Source organism: Ensifer sp. 2TAB8 (assembly GCF_052115125.1).
Classification (GTDB): domain Bacteria; phylum Pseudomonadota; class Alphaproteobacteria; order Rhizobiales; family Rhizobiaceae; genus Ensifer.
Window position 1 is genome coordinate 57,195 of the sequence record NZ_JBFRGB010000032.1, and the last position, 16,325, is coordinate 73,519.

18 protein-coding genes are annotated in these 16,325 nt (G+C 63.0%); 10 read left to right on the plus strand and 8 right to left on the minus strand.

What is annotated here, in order from left to right; translation table 11 throughout:
* The first annotated feature begins 56 nt into the window (after positions 1-56).
* Positions 57-1,541: an MDR family MFS transporter gene (locus AB4Z53_RS31475; protein WP_441599261.1), complete on the plus strand. Its 1,485-nt coding sequence runs from the start codon at positions 57-59 to the stop codon at positions 1,539-1,541.
* Positions 1,542-1,724: 183 nt separating this feature from the next.
* On the opposite strand, the gene AB4Z53_RS31480 is transcribed toward AB4Z53_RS31475, so the two are convergent.
* Positions 1,725-2,711 carry a cyclase family protein gene (locus AB4Z53_RS31480; RefSeq protein WP_441599262.1) on the minus strand — a complete coding sequence of 329 codons (987 nt, stop codon included), beginning with the start codon at positions 2,709-2,711 and terminating at the stop codon, positions 1,725-1,727.
* A 512-nt stretch (positions 2,712-3,223) separates the two neighbouring features.
* Between AB4Z53_RS31480 and AB4Z53_RS31485 the strand changes: the two genes are divergently transcribed.
* From AB4Z53_RS31485 to AB4Z53_RS31510, 6 genes are all read left to right on the plus strand, one after another.
* On the plus strand, positions 3,224-4,012 hold the full coding sequence (locus tag AB4Z53_RS31485; RefSeq protein ID WP_441599263.1) for a DUF899 domain-containing protein: 789 nt from the start codon (positions 3,224-3,226) through the stop codon (positions 4,010-4,012).
* Entirely contained in the window at positions 4,009-4,278 is a 270-nt protein-coding gene (locus AB4Z53_RS31490) for a hypothetical protein (protein ID WP_113538782.1), read from the plus strand. Before AB4Z53_RS31485 ends, AB4Z53_RS31490 begins: the two co-directional genes overlap by 4 nt.
* A 293-nt stretch (positions 4,279-4,571) precedes the next feature.
* Positions 4,572-4,919 carry a hypothetical protein gene (locus AB4Z53_RS31495; RefSeq protein ID WP_113538783.1) on the plus strand — a complete coding sequence of 116 codons (348 nt, stop codon included), beginning with the start codon at positions 4,572-4,574 and terminating at the stop codon, positions 4,917-4,919.
* Positions 4,920-5,074: 155 nt separating this feature from the next.
* Positions 5,075-5,395, plus strand: coding sequence for a FliM/FliN family flagellar motor switch protein (locus AB4Z53_RS31500; RefSeq protein ID WP_291152094.1), 321 nt, complete (start codon positions 5,075-5,077; stop codon positions 5,393-5,395).
* A 270-nt stretch (positions 5,396-5,665) separates the two neighbouring features.
* The gene (locus AB4Z53_RS31505) at positions 5,666-7,432 is read left to right on the plus strand and encodes a peptidoglycan D,D-transpeptidase FtsI family protein (protein WP_441599264.1); all 1,767 of its coding nucleotides are present in this window, start codon (positions 5,666-5,668) and stop codon (positions 7,430-7,432) included.
* Between the two features lie 122 nt (positions 7,433-7,554).
* Positions 7,555-8,322: a 3-hydroxyacyl-CoA dehydrogenase gene (locus AB4Z53_RS31510; RefSeq protein ID WP_441599265.1), complete on the plus strand. Its 768-nt coding sequence runs from the start codon at positions 7,555-7,557 to the stop codon at positions 8,320-8,322.
* A gap of 65 nt (positions 8,323-8,387) precedes the next feature.
* Here the strand turns inward: AB4Z53_RS31510 and AB4Z53_RS31515 are convergent, their stop codons facing one another.
* Positions 8,388-9,062 (minus strand): helix-turn-helix transcriptional regulator, encoded by a 675-nt coding sequence (locus AB4Z53_RS31515; RefSeq protein WP_441599266.1) that lies wholly within the window; start codon positions 9,060-9,062, stop codon positions 8,388-8,390.
* A 104-nt stretch (positions 9,063-9,166) separates the two neighbouring features.
* Here AB4Z53_RS31515 and AB4Z53_RS31520 point away from each other — a divergent pair, with 104 nt between their 5' ends.
* The 3 genes from AB4Z53_RS31520 (at position 9,167) to AB4Z53_RS31530 (ending at position 10,883) form a co-directional block, all read left to right on the plus strand.
* A complete protein-coding gene (locus AB4Z53_RS31520) occupies positions 9,167-9,775 on the plus strand; it encodes a superoxide dismutase (RefSeq protein ID WP_291152107.1) in 609 nt (202 codons plus the stop codon).
* A 153-nt stretch (positions 9,776-9,928) separates the two neighbouring features.
* Entirely contained in the window at positions 9,929-10,525 is a 597-nt protein-coding gene (locus AB4Z53_RS31525) for a flavin reductase family protein (RefSeq protein ID WP_291152110.1), read from the plus strand.
* Positions 10,526-10,550: 25 nt separating this feature from the next.
* Positions 10,551-10,883: a tetratricopeptide repeat protein gene (locus AB4Z53_RS31530; protein WP_113538788.1), complete on the plus strand. Its 333-nt coding sequence runs from the start codon at positions 10,551-10,553 to the stop codon at positions 10,881-10,883.
* Positions 10,884-10,952: 69 nt separating this feature from the next.
* On the opposite strand, the gene AB4Z53_RS31535 is transcribed toward AB4Z53_RS31530, so the two are convergent.
* From AB4Z53_RS31535 to AB4Z53_RS31560, 6 genes are all read right to left on the minus strand, one after another.
* Positions 10,953-12,233 (minus strand): TRAP transporter large permease, encoded by a 1,281-nt coding sequence (locus AB4Z53_RS31535; protein ID WP_291152115.1) that lies wholly within the window; start codon positions 12,231-12,233, stop codon positions 10,953-10,955.
* On the minus strand, positions 12,234-12,755 hold the full coding sequence (locus AB4Z53_RS31540) for a TRAP transporter small permease (RefSeq protein ID WP_291152118.1): 522 nt from the start codon (positions 12,753-12,755) through the stop codon (positions 12,234-12,236).
* Positions 12,756-12,834: 79 nt separating this feature from the next.
* On the minus strand, positions 12,835-13,812 hold the full coding sequence (locus AB4Z53_RS31545) for a TRAP transporter substrate-binding protein (RefSeq protein ID WP_113538791.1): 978 nt from the start codon (positions 13,810-13,812) through the stop codon (positions 12,835-12,837).
* A gap of 130 nt (positions 13,813-13,942) precedes the next feature.
* A complete protein-coding gene (locus AB4Z53_RS31550) occupies positions 13,943-14,815 on the minus strand; it encodes an amidohydrolase family protein (protein ID WP_441599267.1) in 873 nt (290 codons plus the stop codon).
* A complete protein-coding gene (locus AB4Z53_RS31555) occupies positions 14,812-15,954 on the minus strand; it encodes a mandelate racemase/muconate lactonizing enzyme family protein (RefSeq protein ID WP_113538792.1) in 1,143 nt (380 codons plus the stop codon). Before AB4Z53_RS31555 ends, AB4Z53_RS31550 begins: the two co-directional genes overlap by 4 nt.
* Before the next feature lie 16 nt (positions 15,955-15,970).
* A partial coding sequence (locus AB4Z53_RS31560; protein ID WP_441599268.1) for a dihydrodipicolinate synthase family protein occupies positions 15,971-16,325 on the minus strand: 355 nt, incomplete at its 5' end.

The following is a 16,325-nucleotide window of genomic DNA, read 5'->3' on the forward strand; positions in this document are numbered from 1 at the left end:
CCAGGCATTCTGAATGCCTCTCGTCAAAATCGAAATGACCGCATCGGACCGCCTGCATGAACGAGATACGCCCCCCGAACGAAACGACTGCGATGGCGCCCACTCTCTCGGAGCAGGAAAAGAACGTCATCATCGCGGGCGTGCTCCTCTCCATGCTCCTGGCCGCACTCGACCAAACGATCGTGGCGCCCGCCATGCCTACGATCGGCAAGGCGCTCGGGCACAGTGACTATCTGCCGTGGGTGGTGACAGCCTATCTCCTGACCGCGACGGCCATGGCGCCGCTTTACGGCAAGATCTCCGACATTCACGGGCGACGGCCGACGATCTTCGCCGCCGTGATCATATTCCTTGCGGGATCGCTGATCAGCGCGCTGGCGCCGAACATGCTGACGCTGATCATCGGCCGCGCGGTCCAGGGCCTGGGCGGCGGCGGTCTCTTCGCCCTCTCGCAAACCGTGATCGGCGATCTCGTTCCTCCGCGCGAGCGCGCACGCTATGCTGCCTGGATATCCGGGACATGGGCGGTGGCCAGCATCGCCGGGCCACTGCTGGGCGGCACCTTCGCCGAGCACCTGCACTGGTCGCTGATCTTCTGGATCAATATTCCGCTCGGGCTTGCGGCCATGGCGATCATCAGCAATCCGCTGAAGAAGCTGCCCGTCATAACCCGAGCACACCGGATCGACGGGGCGGGAGCCACCTTGCTCGTCGCCGCAACGGCACTTCTGCTGCTGGCTCTGAATTGGGGCGGCAGCCGTTATGCGTGGCTTTCGCCGGCGATCGCCGGATTGCTCGGTTCTTCGGCCGTTCTTTGGACTGCGTTTGCCCTGCGCCTCCGGCGAGTGGCCGAACCCCTCATCTCGCTCGAAGTGCTCAGCAATCCCATCGTGCGCTTCGGAACCCTGGCAATGTTTCTGGCGCAGGGCGCCAATGTCGGCCTGTCCGTCTATCTCCCCGTTTATGCGCAGTCGTTCCATGGCCTCACCGCCGGCGGCTCGGGGCTGATCATGCTCGGTCTGCTGCTCGGTACCGTGTTTGGAGCTACGACCAGCGCGCGGACGATACCGCGCCTAGTCCACTACAAAAGGATGGCGGTCATTGGCAGCCTACTCAGCTTTATCTGCCTGGCGGCGCTCGCGGCTCTTGCCGGGCGCACGACGCTGCCCGTGCTAGTGCTGCTGACCTCGGGCGCGGGTTTCGGCTCCGGCATGACCTTTCCGGTCGCAACCATTTCCGTCCAGAACGCCGTCGACCAGGCGCATCTTGGCGTCGCAACCGGCGTTCTGACTTTCCTGCGGTCCCTGGGCGGCGCCCTCGGGGTTGCCATCCTCGGCGCTATCGCGCTCGGCAATGGCCTGCCGCTCGGTGGCGAAGCCATCCAGACGATCAATGCCACGACCGCCTCGGCCCTGCCATTCGCCTATATTTTCGCCGCTTGCACCGCGGCCATGATACTGTCGCTGGCGATGTTCCATCAGATGCCGGAGAAACCGTTGCGCGGCCGCGCCGAGACGGAGATGCCCGCCATCGTCGAGTAAAGGCGCACCGCAGAAGCGCCCAGACGGTCGCTCCCCGAGAGTATGCCTGCGCTTCAACGACTGGCAATAAACACGCCCGCTCCGGATGACACAGAGGAGGCGCCGCGGAAATCCGCAGCGCCTCCTTTTAGTCCTCGGGTGGTTCTGCCATTCAAGGCAACGGCACCCACGCTGCCTCAGTTCCTAGCGCAACGGAAAGGCGACGGGTCGGATCGGTGCGGCATCCGCCCCGCGGAACTTGAGCGATGCGCCGACAAAAGCGAACTCGTAGACCCGGTCCTTCGACAGTTCTTCGAGATTGATGAGTTCGATGATCGGTGCACCCTGCAGGGCCAGGAGATAGGTGTGGACCGGGATGTAATTGTTTGCGGTTTCGGCCGGGAACGCTTCGAAGCTCAGATTGTCGGCACCGACGACCATGGCGCCGCCGTCTTCGACCAGGAACTTCGCCGCGTCGAGGCTGAGCCCGGGCGGATTGCTCATGTAGGCGGACTTGTCTTCGTAATGCTGCATGCGCCCGGTGCGGATCAGCGCCACATCGCCTTCCTGAAGCTTGACGCCCTGCCTGTCGAGCGCCTCCTGAAGCTCCTTTCGGGTGATGCGGTAGTTCTCCGGCAGCATCTGCATGCCCTTCGCCGCCGCGACATCGATCAGAACGCCGCGCGCTACGATCGGCGGCAACTTCTCCGCACCGGTGACAGTCCAGCCCTGGTCTCCGAGGTGATCGGCCGCCGCATAGCCGTTCCAGATCTTGCCGTTCAGGCCAAAATGATTGAGTGCATCGATATGCGTGCCCATATGCGCGTACATCGAAACGGCCGAACCGGAATAGCTGACGTGCTGGTTCATCTCCTTGCCGACCTTCATCGGATCGGACACGGCCGTGCCATGCGGCGTGTGCGTCATCCACATCTGGTATGGCGGATCGCCGGCCGCCTCCCAGCTTGGCATACCGATGAAGTATTCGACGGCAAGGTCGTAGGACCTGGCACCCTCGATACGCGACAGAATGGCAGCGCGGGAAGCGGGCGTAATCAGGTTGAGGCGTCCGATCTCGTCTTCCGGCCCCCAGGGGCTCTTGCCGACATCCTGCGCGAAAGCGGCACTTCCCAGCAAGCCGGCCACGAGGGAGACCGCCACCGTGCGGCCAAGCGTTGCGGTGTTGAACATGGTGAACTCCTTTTCTGCATTTCCCGAACATCAGGAAGCTGGACGCACCTTATTGCTGGCCGGATCACGAATAATCAGCGATACGGAGAATAGATATTTTACTCATAGGAAATTATGGACTTATTGGCGGGCAACGCTCGTTTCGGCGCCTTGCCGTCCTTTATCGCCGACCCGCTGCTCGCCGAAGGCAAGCTCCGACCGATCCTGCCGCACCACAAGCTCGCTGAGCGCGGCGTCCACATCGTCTATCCGACCAATCGATTGCTGCTGCCGAAGGGTAAAGGTCTTTGCCGGTTCCTTCGTCGGCGAACTGCGGCTAGCCGGGCTCTACGGCGGCAGGGTCGCCGCCCTACACGCGCCCATCGAGTCGCCCAGAATAATACCGTCACAGTTGTTACTCCCGGCATTTGATCGGTGGTGCCAAACTACCCTCGATGACGGCGCGATGACCTGTATTCCGGCGCTCCGGCCGCGCGATACGGGCTTCGGCAAAAACGAGGAGATTGAACGTCATGAACAAGACAGTCGAGAATCCGACCGCCCAGCCCGCCATGCAGAAGCCGCAGGTGGTCTCGCAACAGGCCTGGGAAGAGGCGCGCCAGAACCTGCTCGTCAGGGAAAAAGCACACACGCATGCCCGCGATGCGCTCGCTGCCGAGCGCCGGCGCATGCCATGGATGGCGGTCACGAAGGAATATGCCTTCGAAGGGCCTGCGGGTAAGGAAAGCCTGGTGGATCTCTTTGCCGGCCGGCACCAGTTGATCGTCTATCGCGCTTTCTACGAACCGGGCGTCCATGGCTGGCCCGAGCACGCTTGCCGCGGCTGCTCCATGGTCGCCGACCAGGTCGCGCATCTCTCCCACCTCAACGCCCGCGACACCACGCTGGTCTTCACTTCGCGCGCGCCGCAGGCGGACATCGCGCGGTTAAAGGCGCGCATGGGCTGGACGATGCCGTGGTACACCATCACCGACAGCTTCGACCTCGATTTCGGTGTCGACGAGTGGCACGGCCACAACGTGTTCTTCCGCGACGGCGACAGGTTGTTCCGGACCTACTTCATCAACAACCGTGGTGACGAACAGATGGGCGGCACCTGGAACTATCTCGACATCACGCCGCTCGGCCGGCAGGAAGTCTGGGAAGACTCTCCGGAAGGCTACCCCCAGACCCCGACCTACAAGTGGTGGAACTGGAACGACAGCTATGTCGAAGGCGCTGCACCCGATCAGCGCTGGGTCGAGGTCTCGGACGCCGGCGAGGCAGCGATGCGAAGCCAGGACGCGAGCTCGGCGCGATGAGCGCGAGCCTCTCTGTCGGCGCACGGGACCTTCCCCGGACGGCAGCACGGAGGGTGGCCGACGGGCTCGCCCTTGCGGCCGCGCCGACCTTCGCGCTGATGGCGATCCTAGTCGGCGCAGGCGGCGCGGACGTCGGGCAGATGCTATGCGCCGGCGAACAGGGACTGCAGATCGGCGGGATGACGGTGATGTACATGCTGATGAGCGTCTTCCACCTGACCCCATGGCTGCGGCTCATCCAGAGCGGCAAGCGCGAAGCAGCCTGAGGGCACGGGAGCATATCCTCTGGCAAAGCATCTGATCGGCCCTACTTGAAGGCGAAGTGGGGCCGATCTTGTGGACACTCAAAAGGTGTGGAAACGACCGGGACCGTATGTCCCTGACACCGGCGAATGGGCATGCTACTGATTCGGAGAGGTCGTAACCTCTTCGGATCGAAGCAGGGAACGGTTCAGCAAGGCCGATCCGGCCGTCCACCAACAGCATTGTCTGTAACGGCTGCCGGGGCCTCGCCTGAGAACGGTCTCGATGGACGTATTGATCGAATCGGGGAACGAACGTGAGTGTTGCCACACCTCAGCCGACGCCAAAGGGTTTCAAGGTGTACCTGGTGCCAGCGCTGGTCGGCGCCTTCCTCTGCGTCGCTGCCGTTGCGTCGTCACTCTTCTATTTCGCTGGTCCCCGAAACGCTCCGTCGGAAGTGGCCGCGGTCGAACCGTCGACAGATGCAGGCGCTTCCCCGGACAGCCCGCCAGCCTTCGAGATCCTCTATAGCAACGGCGATCAGGGGCTGATGGTGTACGAGGGCTACGTCTATGTCGTGCGACTCGGCGACAAGTTGCCGAACGGCCGCCGCATGATCGGTTTCCAAAAACGGGACGGAAACTGGAACGCGGTGACGCTTTGAGGCCTTCTGCCGGTCGCGCGTTGTGGATGTTAACTGTTTGTTAACGCTCGCTTGCGAGGCAGGAAGAACCCCCATTTAGCCACGGTTGCTACCCAGGGCGAACTGGCGCAACTCTTTGTTAAAGAGTCGTGAATCAGTGCTTTGGATGGTGCAGAATGATTAACAAGAAGCTACAAGATGAGCTGGTCGAACTCGATGAGAGCCCTGCGCTTGAGAGCCGGTCGGTCATGAGCGAGCGAGCGGTCCAGGGTATCCCGCTGGCGATCGAGGCAGTCATCGGTCGCGCCAAGCTGACCGTCTCTCAGATCTCGAAACTCCATCCTGATGACACGATCCATCTCGACCGCAATTTCGGCGATCCGGTCGAGCTCAAGGTCAACGGCATGGTCATCGGCCGAGGCGAGATCGTCTACGACGAATCCAGCAACGCTGTCGGCATCAAGATCATCGAGATAACGCCGATCGCGCAGCGCTAGTTGCGATTTTGCGCGTTCCATGTCGGCAACCTCTCGAAGTCCTTCCCGTTTTGGCTGGTGGTCCGATTTAAAGGCGGCTCGCCGCCAATTGCCTGTGGAACAGCAACCAGAACGCGCAAGGGTTAATCTGTTGTTAGGAAATACCGAACAATTTTAGCCGCACAGGCAAAGCCTATCCTCTTTTAATTCCCACCCGATTGCCTTCTTCGGTGTGCCGGCTGGCAGACCGATCCCGTGGCTCCGGTTGGCTTAGATCTGGATGCGTTCGGAATGACATTGATCTCTCTCGCCGTCCGGCTGAAAAGCCGGGCCCATTTTTCCCTGAAACGAAACGTCAGTGGCAAAAGCGGAGCGGTCGTCGGCACCACGCTGGGCCGGAGAACACAGGCCAGGCAACGGCTCGGCATCATCATCGCCGGTTTTGCCGTGATCTTTCTGGTGATCGTGGGCCGCCTGATCCAGTACGGACTGGAAAAACCGGTCGATACGGCGTGGATCAACGCCACCAACCATGCCGTCGCCTCTCGCCCTGACATCATCGACCGGCATGGAGAGCTGCTCGCCACCGACGTCAACATGGTGTCGCTCTATGCCGAGCCGCGGAAGATCGTGGATGCGGACGAAGTCATCGAGAAGCTCGCGACCGTCATCCCCAATCTCGATTGGCGCGACACGCACCGGAAGCTTCGCTCCGGCACCGCCTTCCAATGGTTGAGACGGCAGCTCACGCCACGCCAGCAGGCCGACATCCTGGCGCTCGGCATTCCCGGCATCGGCTTCCGGCCGGAAAAGCGGCGCTTCTATCCGGGTGGCTCGACGGCATCGCATATCCTCGGGCACGTCAATGTCGACAATCAGGGCCTGCAGGGCATGGAGCGCTATATCGATCAGCAGGGCCTTGCCGACCTCCGCGCGGCAGGATTGACCGGCAACACCCCGCTCGAGCCGGTCAAGCTCTCGATCGATCTTCGCGTCCAGAGCATCGTCCGAGAAGCGGTTGCGCGCGCCATGATCGACTATCAGGCAGAAGCCGCCGGCGCCGTGGTTCTGGATGTAGAGACCGGTGAAGTCGTCGCGATGGCTTCGGTTCCCGACTACGATCCGAACCAGCCTTCGCGGACACTGCCGGACGGCAAGGTCGACAAGGAATACGAAAAGGGCTGGTTCAACCGGATGAGCAATGCGACGTTCGAGATGGGCTCGACGTTCAAGAGCTTCACGCTGGCAATGGGCCTGGACGCCGGCAAGATCAGCCTCAACTCCGTGGTCGATGCATCGCGACCGATCCGCATGGGCGGTTTCACCATCAAGGATTTTCGCGGCAAGTATCGCCCCCTCACCATTCCCGAAGTCTTTCAGTATTCCTCCAATATCGGAACCGCCGCCGTGGCGGACATGGTCGGCATCGAAGGACACCAAGCCTTTCTCACCAAGCTCGGGCTTCTTTCCAAGATGGAAACCGAGCTGCCGGGTGCCGCAACGCCGACGCAGCCGCGCAGCTGGAAGAAGATCAATTCGGTGACCATATCCTTCGGGCACGGCGTCGCGACCACACCGCTGCAAACCGCCGTCGCCGCTGCCGCTCTCCTGAACGGTGGCAACCTGATCTCGCCGACATTCCTTCCGAGGTCCGCCGAGACGGCGAAGGCGCAGGCGCAGCAAGTGCTGCAGGCGACGACGAGCGCCGACATGCGCTATCTTTACAACCGCAACGGCCAGGTGGGCTCCGGCCGCCACGCCCAGGTGCCCGGCTTCCATGTGGGCGGCAAGACCGGAACCGCCGACAAGGTCATCAACGGCCGATACGCCACGAACCTGAACTTCAACGCCTTTCTCGCCGGTTTCCCCATGGACAACCCACGCTACATCGTTCTTTCGATCGTGGATGCGCCGCTGACGGGCGAGAGAGGGGGGCGTCAGGCAGCCCACACCGCGGCTCCGGTCGTCAGGGAAATCATCAGCCGCGCCGGCTCCTTCCTCGGCGTCCAGCCACGCTTCGGGCCTGAACGCGAGCCGCACCTCGTTGCGGATTTCTGAGAGCTGCTGCTGGACGTGGGCCTCGGCGGCTGGGCCGGAACAACGCGACATCACTGCACTTGGCTTCACGTTCCGGCGAGGTTATGTCGTAGCGACACGATCCGGTACGGGAGGAGCCTTGCATGCTGATCGATGGAAAAGTCTTTATCGTGACCGGTGGCGGTTCGGGCCTTGGCGCTGCCGTCGCCCGGCGGCTGTATAGCGAGGGTGCTCGCGTGGTGCTTGCCGACGTCAACGCCGAGGCCGGCCAGAAGATGGCCGAGGAACTCGGCAGCAACGCCCTCTTCCAGAAGACGGATGTCACCAATGAAGCGGATGGCGCCGCCGCCGTTGCCGCGGCGCTGGGTCGCTTCGGTCATCTCCATGGGCTGGTGAACTGTGCCGGCATCGCGCCCGGCGAAAAGGTGCTCGGCCGCGACGGCCCGCATCGGCTGGAGAGCTTTTCGCGCGCGGTTGGTATCAACCTGATCGGCACCTTCAACATGCTGCGGCTTGCCTCCGAGGCGATCCAGCGGGAGGAGCCGGGCGAGGACGGCGAGCGCGGCGTCATCGTCAACACCGCATCGGTTGCAGCCTTCGACGGCCAGATCGGCCAGGCGGCCTATGCCGCATCCAAGGGCGGCGTCGTCTCGATGACCTTGCCGATCGCGCGTGAACTCGCGCGCCACGGCATCCGCGTCGTTGCCATTGCGCCTGGCATCTTCGAAACTCCGATGATGGCCGGCATGCCGCAGGACGTGCAGGATTCGCTCGGCAAGAGCGTGCCCTTCCCGCAGCGCCTCGGCAAACCGGACGAGTTTGCGGCACTCGTGCAGCACATCTGCGAGAACCGCATGCTGAACGGGGAAGTCATCCGCCTCGACGGTGCCCTGCGCATGGGCGCGCGCTAACGGGAACAGATTTGACGCAGCGCCGGCCTTCGGCCCGGCGCTGCGTCAGCCCTTGTCGCCGTGGTTCAGGCGGCGCGATCCGCCAGCCTGACGATATAGGCGCAGCGGCGCGCGCCGGCGAGAATATGCTCGGCGCGCTCGACCTCGACACCGGGGCCGAGCACCGCGCGGAACACGCTCAACTCCGCCCGACAGAAGCCCTGGCAACTGGTCGCGGCTGCACAGATCGGACAATGGTTCTCGACGAACAGCAGCGTACCGTCACCAGGATCCTCGCAGGCAGCCATATAGCCTTCCTGCGACCGTAGCCGCACCAGCTCGTCGACCCGTTCACGCAGGCCCGTCTTCTCCGCCATCGCCGCGCTGTAGTTTTGCCGGGTCTCGTCCTCGCGCGCTGCGATCAGCCGGTCGATCGCCCCCTCGCCCAGCGTCTGCCGGATCGTCCGCAACAGCTGGACGGTAAGCTCCGCATGCGTATCGGGAAACTCCGCATGGCCGGCTGCAGTCAGCCCCCAGAATTGCGAGGGACGACCGACACCTTTCGCCTCCGACCATGAGACGACGAAGCCATCTTCGGCAAGGCGGACAAGCTGCTGGCGCACGGCCTCGCCGGTAATCGTCAGACGCTTGCCGAGCGCAGCCGCCGTCTGCGGGCCATGCAGCTTGAGCGCCAGCGTGATGCGCTCGCCCGGCGTGCGGCCGCTGCTTTGCTTCAAATTTAACAAGGGATCGCTTGACATATTCCCGCGTGCTGTTTTACAAAGAATTGTCTTGCTAAATACACTCTCCTCCGTTCGCAGACAAGAGATCCGTCGAGAGTGTCCCGCCCGCAAAGGAATTCATCATGGCCTTCGAACTTCCCGCCCTTCCCTATGCTCCCGGTGCGCTCGCCGAAAACGGCATGAGCGCCGAAACGATCGAGTTCCATCACGGCAAGCATCACCAGGCCTATGTCACGGCCCTGAACGGTTTTGTCGAGAAAGACGCATCGCTCGCCGGCCTGTCGCTGGAGGAGATCATCCGCCTCAGCCACGGCAAGGCGGAGCTCGCCCCGGTCTTCAACAATGCTGGCCAGCACTGGAACCACATCCTGTTCTGGAACAACCTTTCACCGAAGGGCGGCCAGATCCCCGGCACGCTCGAAAAGAAGATCACCGAAGACTTCGGCAGCGTCGCCAGCTTCAAGGATGCCTTCAAGGCGGCCGCAACCGGCCAGTTCGGCTCGGGCTGGGCCTGGCTCGTGCTCGGCACCGACGGTAAGCTCAAGGTGACGAAGACCGCCAACGGCTCCAATCCGGTCGCCACCAACGAAGGCAAGGCGCTGCTCGGTCTCGATGTCTGGGAACACGCCTATTACATCGACTACCGCAACCGCCGGCCAGACTACACGTCGAACTTCCTCGACAAGCTTGCCAACTACGAGTTTGCCGAGGCGGAATTGAAGTCCGCCTGACGGACCGCCGAGCGCCGCGACGCCGGAACCGGCTTGCGGATCGGTCGGCAGAGAATTTGCAGCAACCCTCTCGCCCCCGCCTGAGCCTGGGCTTCTGCAGACCCCGTGGCGTCTCCCAGCCGCCACGGGTTATCCTCAGTTGGAACAAGACCTATGCGCCAGACACCTCCGCTTTCCGTCGAGATCGACGCCCACGCCGACATGGCCGTGTCGAAACCGGAGTTCGCCAACACCCTGTCGCATCTCGCCGCCACGGTCTGCGTGGCAAGCGCCGGCAAGGGAGCAGACAGTCTCGGCCGCACGGTGACGGCCACCTTCTCGCTTTCCGCCAACCCGCCGTCGATCGTCGTTTCGATCAGGGCGGACAGTCCTCTTGCCGCACTGATCGCCGCAGAACAGGGGTTCTCGCTTGCCATGCTGGCAGAGGGACAGGACCTGATCGCGGATGCTTTCGCCGGCAAGATCGAAGCGTCCAAGCGCTACCTCATCGGCGTATGGGCCGACTGGCCGAGCGGACGGCCAAGGCTTCTCGGAGCCGCCGCTGCGCTCGACTGCCTGCTCAGCGCCTCGATCGAGGTCGGCGACCACATGCTGTTCGTCGGAACAATTGTCGCAACCGAGACTTCCACCCATGCCGACCCCTTGATCTGGAGCCGCCGGCGATATCAGTCTCTCGACAGGGCGAGATCGTTGCCGACGCAGCCGAGCAACGGGCATGCGACCATGGTCCCAAGCAAACCTGCGGCCTGAACGGTCGATCACGTAGGAGGACGCAATGCGGCAAGTGCTCGAAAAGCTCTTACAGGACGGCCGGGACGACGCCCTTTTGCGTTTCACACTCGGCAGCATCTGCCTTCAGGAGGCAGATCTCGATACCGCACTTGCCCATGCCGAGCGGGCGATCGCCTTCGACCCGGACTATTCGGCAGCCTGGAAGCTGCGCGGCGCAATCCTGCACAAGCTCGGCCGTCACCAGGAGGCCATTCAGGTCTGGCGCGAGGGGCGAGCGGTTGCGGAGCGGAAGGGCGATCTGCAGGCAGCAAAGGAAATCGGCGTCTTCCTGAAACGCCTGGAGCGGCAGTGCGCGGCCGCCAACGGAAACGAATAGCCCGCCCACCGCAAGCGTAGCTCGGGCCCGGCAGAGATACCGAGCCCGGATAAAGCGCGAAGGGTCAACTCACCGGAAGACCGAGGGCAGCCACAGCGACAGGGCCGGAATGTAGGTCACCGCCATCAGCACCGCGATGCTGGCACCGAAGAACGGCCAGATGGTGCGCATTGCCTCGCGAATGGAAATCCCGCCAACGGCGCAGCCGACGAAGAGCACCGTACCCACCGGCGGCGTGTTGAGGCCGATGCCGGCATTGAGAATCATCACCACCCCGAAATGCACGGGATCGATGCCGAAGGCCTTGACCACGGGAAGAAGCACCGGCGTGCAGATGATCACCATCGGCGCCATGTCCATGAAGGTGCCGAGGAACAGCAGGATGATGTTGATCACGAGCAGCACGATTATCGGGTTTTCCGAGATCGCGCCGATCGCGCTGATCATCAGCGCCTGCACCTGCAGGAACGCCATCAGCCAACCGAAGGACGCCGCCATGCCGATGACAAGCAGCACCATGGCGGTGGTCCGCACCGCCCCCATCACCGCCTCGATAAAGCCTGCCCAATCCAGTTCGCGATAGACGAGCATGGCGACCAGGAAGGCGTAGAGCACCGCGATGCAGGAGCTTTCGGTGGCCGTGAAGACGCCGGAGCGCACGCCGCCGAAGATGATGCCGATCAAAACAATGCCGGGGAAGGAGGCGAGCAGATAGTAGAAGAGCTTGGAAAAGCCCGGAAAAGGTTCTGCCGGATAGCCGCGACGCCTCGCGACGACGTAGGCCGTCGCCATCAACGCAAGCGCCAGCAGCAGCCCCGGAATGATGCCGGCGGTGAAGAGATCAGCGACGGAGACGTTGCCGCCGGCTGCGATCGAATAGAGGATCATGTTGTGCGACGGCGGGATCATCAGCGCGATGATCGCTGCGTTGACCGTGACGTTGACGGCATAGTCGCGGTCATAGCCGCGCTTTGCCATCTGCGGGATCATCAGACCGCCGACCGCCGAGGCGTCCGCCACCGCCGAACCGGAAATGCCGCCGAAGAGCGTCGAGGCGACGATGTTGACCTGGCCGAGACCGCCGCGCAGATGGCCGACGAGGCCGGCGGCAAACTGGATCAGCCGATTGGCGATGCCGCCACGCACCATCAGGTCGCCGGCGAAGATGAAGAACGGGATCGCCATCATGGCGAAGATGTTCATGCCGGAATTCAATTGCTGGAACACCACCACCGGCGGCAGGCCGAGATAGAGCACGGTGGCAAACGACGCGATGCCCAGGCAGAAGGCGATCGGCATGCCGATGAACATCAGGAGGGTGAAGACCCCGAAAAGAATAGTGTAAGCCATTCAGGCCATCTCCTGCAGGACAACATCTGCTGCGACGTCGACACCCAGAATGAGATCGATGAAACGCTCGGCGGCAAACAGGGCAATCATCAAGCCGCCGACAATGAGCGGAAAGAAGTCGACCCCTCCCGGCCATCCGAGAACGGGGATCGTCGCCGTCCATGTGCCGGCGCACAGAAGCAGCCCGTAATAGGCCATGGATGCGCCGAAGACGACGATCAGGCCAAGGCTCGCAAGATCCATGGCTATCTGCACCGAGGGCTTCATCACATGGCGGATGACATCGAGGCCGAGGTGTACGCTTTCGCGCACGCCGACGGCGGCTCCGAGCATGATGAACCAGGCCATCAGATGAAGGGCCAAGGGTTCAGACCAGCTTGGCGAGTCGTTCAACACGTAGCGGGCAAAGACCTGCCAGCCGACGATCAAAGTCATGGCGACCATGCCGGTGCCGGCAATGTAGAGCGACGCGCGGCTCAGCGCCCCGAGAAGCGGGCGTGTCGCCCGCATGAAACGACGCATGTCTCTTCCTCCTCCGCAAAAGCGATCCGATGAACAATTGCGAAGGCCGGCTCCAATCCTGGAACCGGCCCCACTGCTGTCACTTGACCGCCTTCACCCGCTCGAGGAGGTCCTTGAGTTTCGGGTCGCTGACGAACTGGTCGTAGACCGGACCCATGGCGGCTGCGAACTCTTCCTTGTCGACCTTGATGACGTTCGCACCGGCGGCGCGGACCTTTTCTTCCGAGACCTTCTCGCGGGCGCTCCAGAGCTCGCGCATCTTGCCGACGGAGTCCTTGGCCGCCTGGCGAACCAGAGCCTGATCCTCGGGGGAAAGCTTGTCCCAGCTCATCTTGGAAATGACCAGGATTTCAGGGTTGAGCGAATGTTCGGTGAGCGAATAGTTCTTGGCGACCTCGAAATGGCGGGCGGACTCATAGGACGGCCAGTTGTTTTCGGCGCCATCGACGACCCCGGTCTCAAGCGAAGAGTAGACCTCGCCCATCGGCATCGGCGTGGGGTTGGCGCCGAAGGCCTGCATCATGGCGATCCAGAGATCGGATTGTTGCACGCGGATCTTCAGGCCCTTGAGATCGGCCAGTTTCTCGATCGGCTTCTTGGTGGTGTAGAAGGAACGGGCGCCGGAATCGTAGAAAGCCAGACCGATGAGACCATGGGGCTCGAATGCGGCCAGCACCTCGTCGCCGATCGGGCCATCCACCGTCTTGTGCATGTGCTCGGTGGAGCGAAACAGGAACGGCATGCCGAGAACCATCGTCTCCTTGACGAGATTGTTGAACGGCGCGGCGTTCACACGGTTCATGTCGATGACGCCGAAGCGGGTCTGCTCGATCGTGTCCTTCTCGCCGCCGAGCACGCCATTGTTCATGACCTCGACTTTGATCCGCCCGTTGGTGCGCTCGGAGAGCAGTTGCCCCATGTATTTGACGGCCTCGACCGTCGGGTAGCCGTCCGGATGGATGTCCGCCGAACGCAGGGTGATTTCCTGCGCCTGCGCCGCTGTGCCGGCAAACGCCAGCCCCATGGCGACGCAAAGCATGCTTGCAATTTTCTTCATGTTTTCCTCCTCCTCTAGTCGTGCTGCGGCCTCTCCCAAGACCGAGTTGCTGCCCGTCCGGGCCGGCATGCGAAATCTCCATGTCGTTGGGCCCGACAAGGAGCCTCCCAGCTCCCGTCGCGGGCAGAAATCACGCCGCCGCGAAGGCGGGCAGTTTGAACAGGCGTTCCGGATTTTCGACGAGGGCCAGATGTCGCGCCCGGTCGTCTCCAAGCCAGCCGAGCACCAGTTCGGCAAGCCGCGCGTCATCGGGATAATCTTCCGATTTCCGGATCATGTTGTGCGGCCAGTTCGAGCCCCAGATGATGCGTTCCGGGGCGTGGTCGGCGATCCTGCGCGAGAAACCAGCCACGTCCTCATAGGGCCAACCCGCGCGCGAGCTCTCGTAGACACCGGCAAACTTGAACCAGACGTTGCCGCGGTCGATCAGTCTCAGCAGAGCTGCGATCTCGGGTCCATCCGGACCGACCCCGGCAAAGAACTTGCCGTGATGATCGAACACCCAGCGCGACCGGATGCGCTCCAGCCGTGGCAGATGATCGAGCAGCCTGTTGCCGTCGAACTGCACGGCGATCATCCAGTCCGCAGCATTGGCCCGCGCATCGACCGCCTCCAGCGCATCGAGCCCCACCGCTCCACCCGGCAGGTCCATGATGCGCGCACCGACGGCACCGGAATCGCTGAGTGCGCGCATGTCCGCATCGGACGTGGTTTCGTCGATGACGACGACGGCACGCGCGGTATCCCCCATCTCGGAAAGGCAGGCGAGCGTATTGGCATTGTCCCGTTGGTGGGCGTTGCCCTGGGTGATGATCACCCTGTCGATACCGAGCCAGGCCATCACCTGGCGATAGGCCAAAGTATCCGGCAACGGTTCGACAGGCAAAGGCGGACCACCCGGAAGCGAGGGAAAGCCCGGCAGGTACATGTGCATCTGCGTATCGACCGTGCCCTTCGGCATGCGAGGTTCAGGCGGGCGGCCGGTCAGGATGCGCTCGATCATCTTGCGATCTCGGGCATCTTGAACTGAGCGAGTGCGTCGCGATTGATCTCGATGCCGAGCCCGGGTGCGTCGGGGATGGCGACGACACCGTTGACCGCTTCGATCGGCGTCTTCAACACAGCCTGTCGGAACGGATTGTCGGTGCGGTCGAACTCCATGATCGGCTCGATCGGGTTTACCCGCACCGGGTCCGGGGTCATCGCCGCCATGAACTGCAGTGCTGCGGCAAGGTGAACGGCGGTGCCCCAGACATGCGGAACCACCCGAACGCCATGCAGGGTCGCAAGGCTTGCGATCTTCGCCATTTCGGAGAATCCGCCACAACCGCAGAGGTCCGGCTGCACGATATCGACGGCGCGGCTCTCGATCGCCGGCCACATGCCGTAGCGCGCGTGCCAGGTCTCGCCGCCGGCGACCGGTATCGGTTGACCCGCCCTGACTTCGCGATAGGCGGAAAGCTGTTCCGGAACGACCGGCTCCTCGAACCAGTCGATGTCGTACTCCGCCGCAGCCTTGCCAAGCCGGACCGCCTCCGTGACCGTGTAGCCGTGGTTGGCGTCGATCATCAGCCGCATGTCGTCGCCGATCGCCTCACGCACCGCGCGGATGACGCGCAGGTCTTCGTCGACGCCAAAGCCGATCTTGATCTTGCAGGCGTGAAAGCCCTGCGCCCGCCGCTCCGCCATCTCCATCGCATTGTCGGAGACGCGATCGACGCCATCACGCTTGAAGCTGCCGGTGGCGTAAGCGCGAACGCTTTCGCGCCAGCGGCCGCCGAGCAGCATGGAGACAGAGGCGCCGTAGTGTTTGCCCTTGATGTCCCAGAGCGCGATGTCGATACCGGATAGCGCCGTGATCGTCAGACCGCGCTGCCCCTGATCACGAAGCGCATTGTAGAGGATCGCCCAAAGCTTTTCCGTCTGGCGCGGATCCTGACCGATCAGCCAGGGGGAATAGGCCGCCACCACGGCGGCATTCGGCCGCGCCGGCCCCAGGCATTCGCCCCAGCCGATCGTCCCATCGTCGCATTCGATCTCCACCAGCACATGGGCGCGGCGATCAAAGCGCATGGACGCGCTTTCGAAGGGCACGGCGAGGCGATGTTCGAGGAGGTGGGTGCGGACGGCGACGATCTTCATGGGCTATCCCCCGCGCTCACTTGTGGCGCTTGTTTGCGCCGATCAGCGCGTCGAGCATTGCGACCTCATCTTCGCTGAGGTCCTTCAGCGGCGCACGCACCGGACCGGCATTGAAGCCCTGCAGCCGCACGCCCGCCTTGATTGCCGACACCGCATAGCCCTTGGCGCGGTTGCGGATCGCCATGAACGGATAGAAGAAGTCCGTAAGGATGCGTTCGCAGGTGGCGCGGTCGCTGGCGCGAAGAGCGGCGTAGAACTCGTTGGCAAGGCCGGGCACGAAATTGAAGACCGCCGAGGAATAGGTGGTGAAGCCGGCGCCGAGATAGGCTTCGGCAAAGAGCTCGGCCGTCGGCATGCCGCCGAGATACATC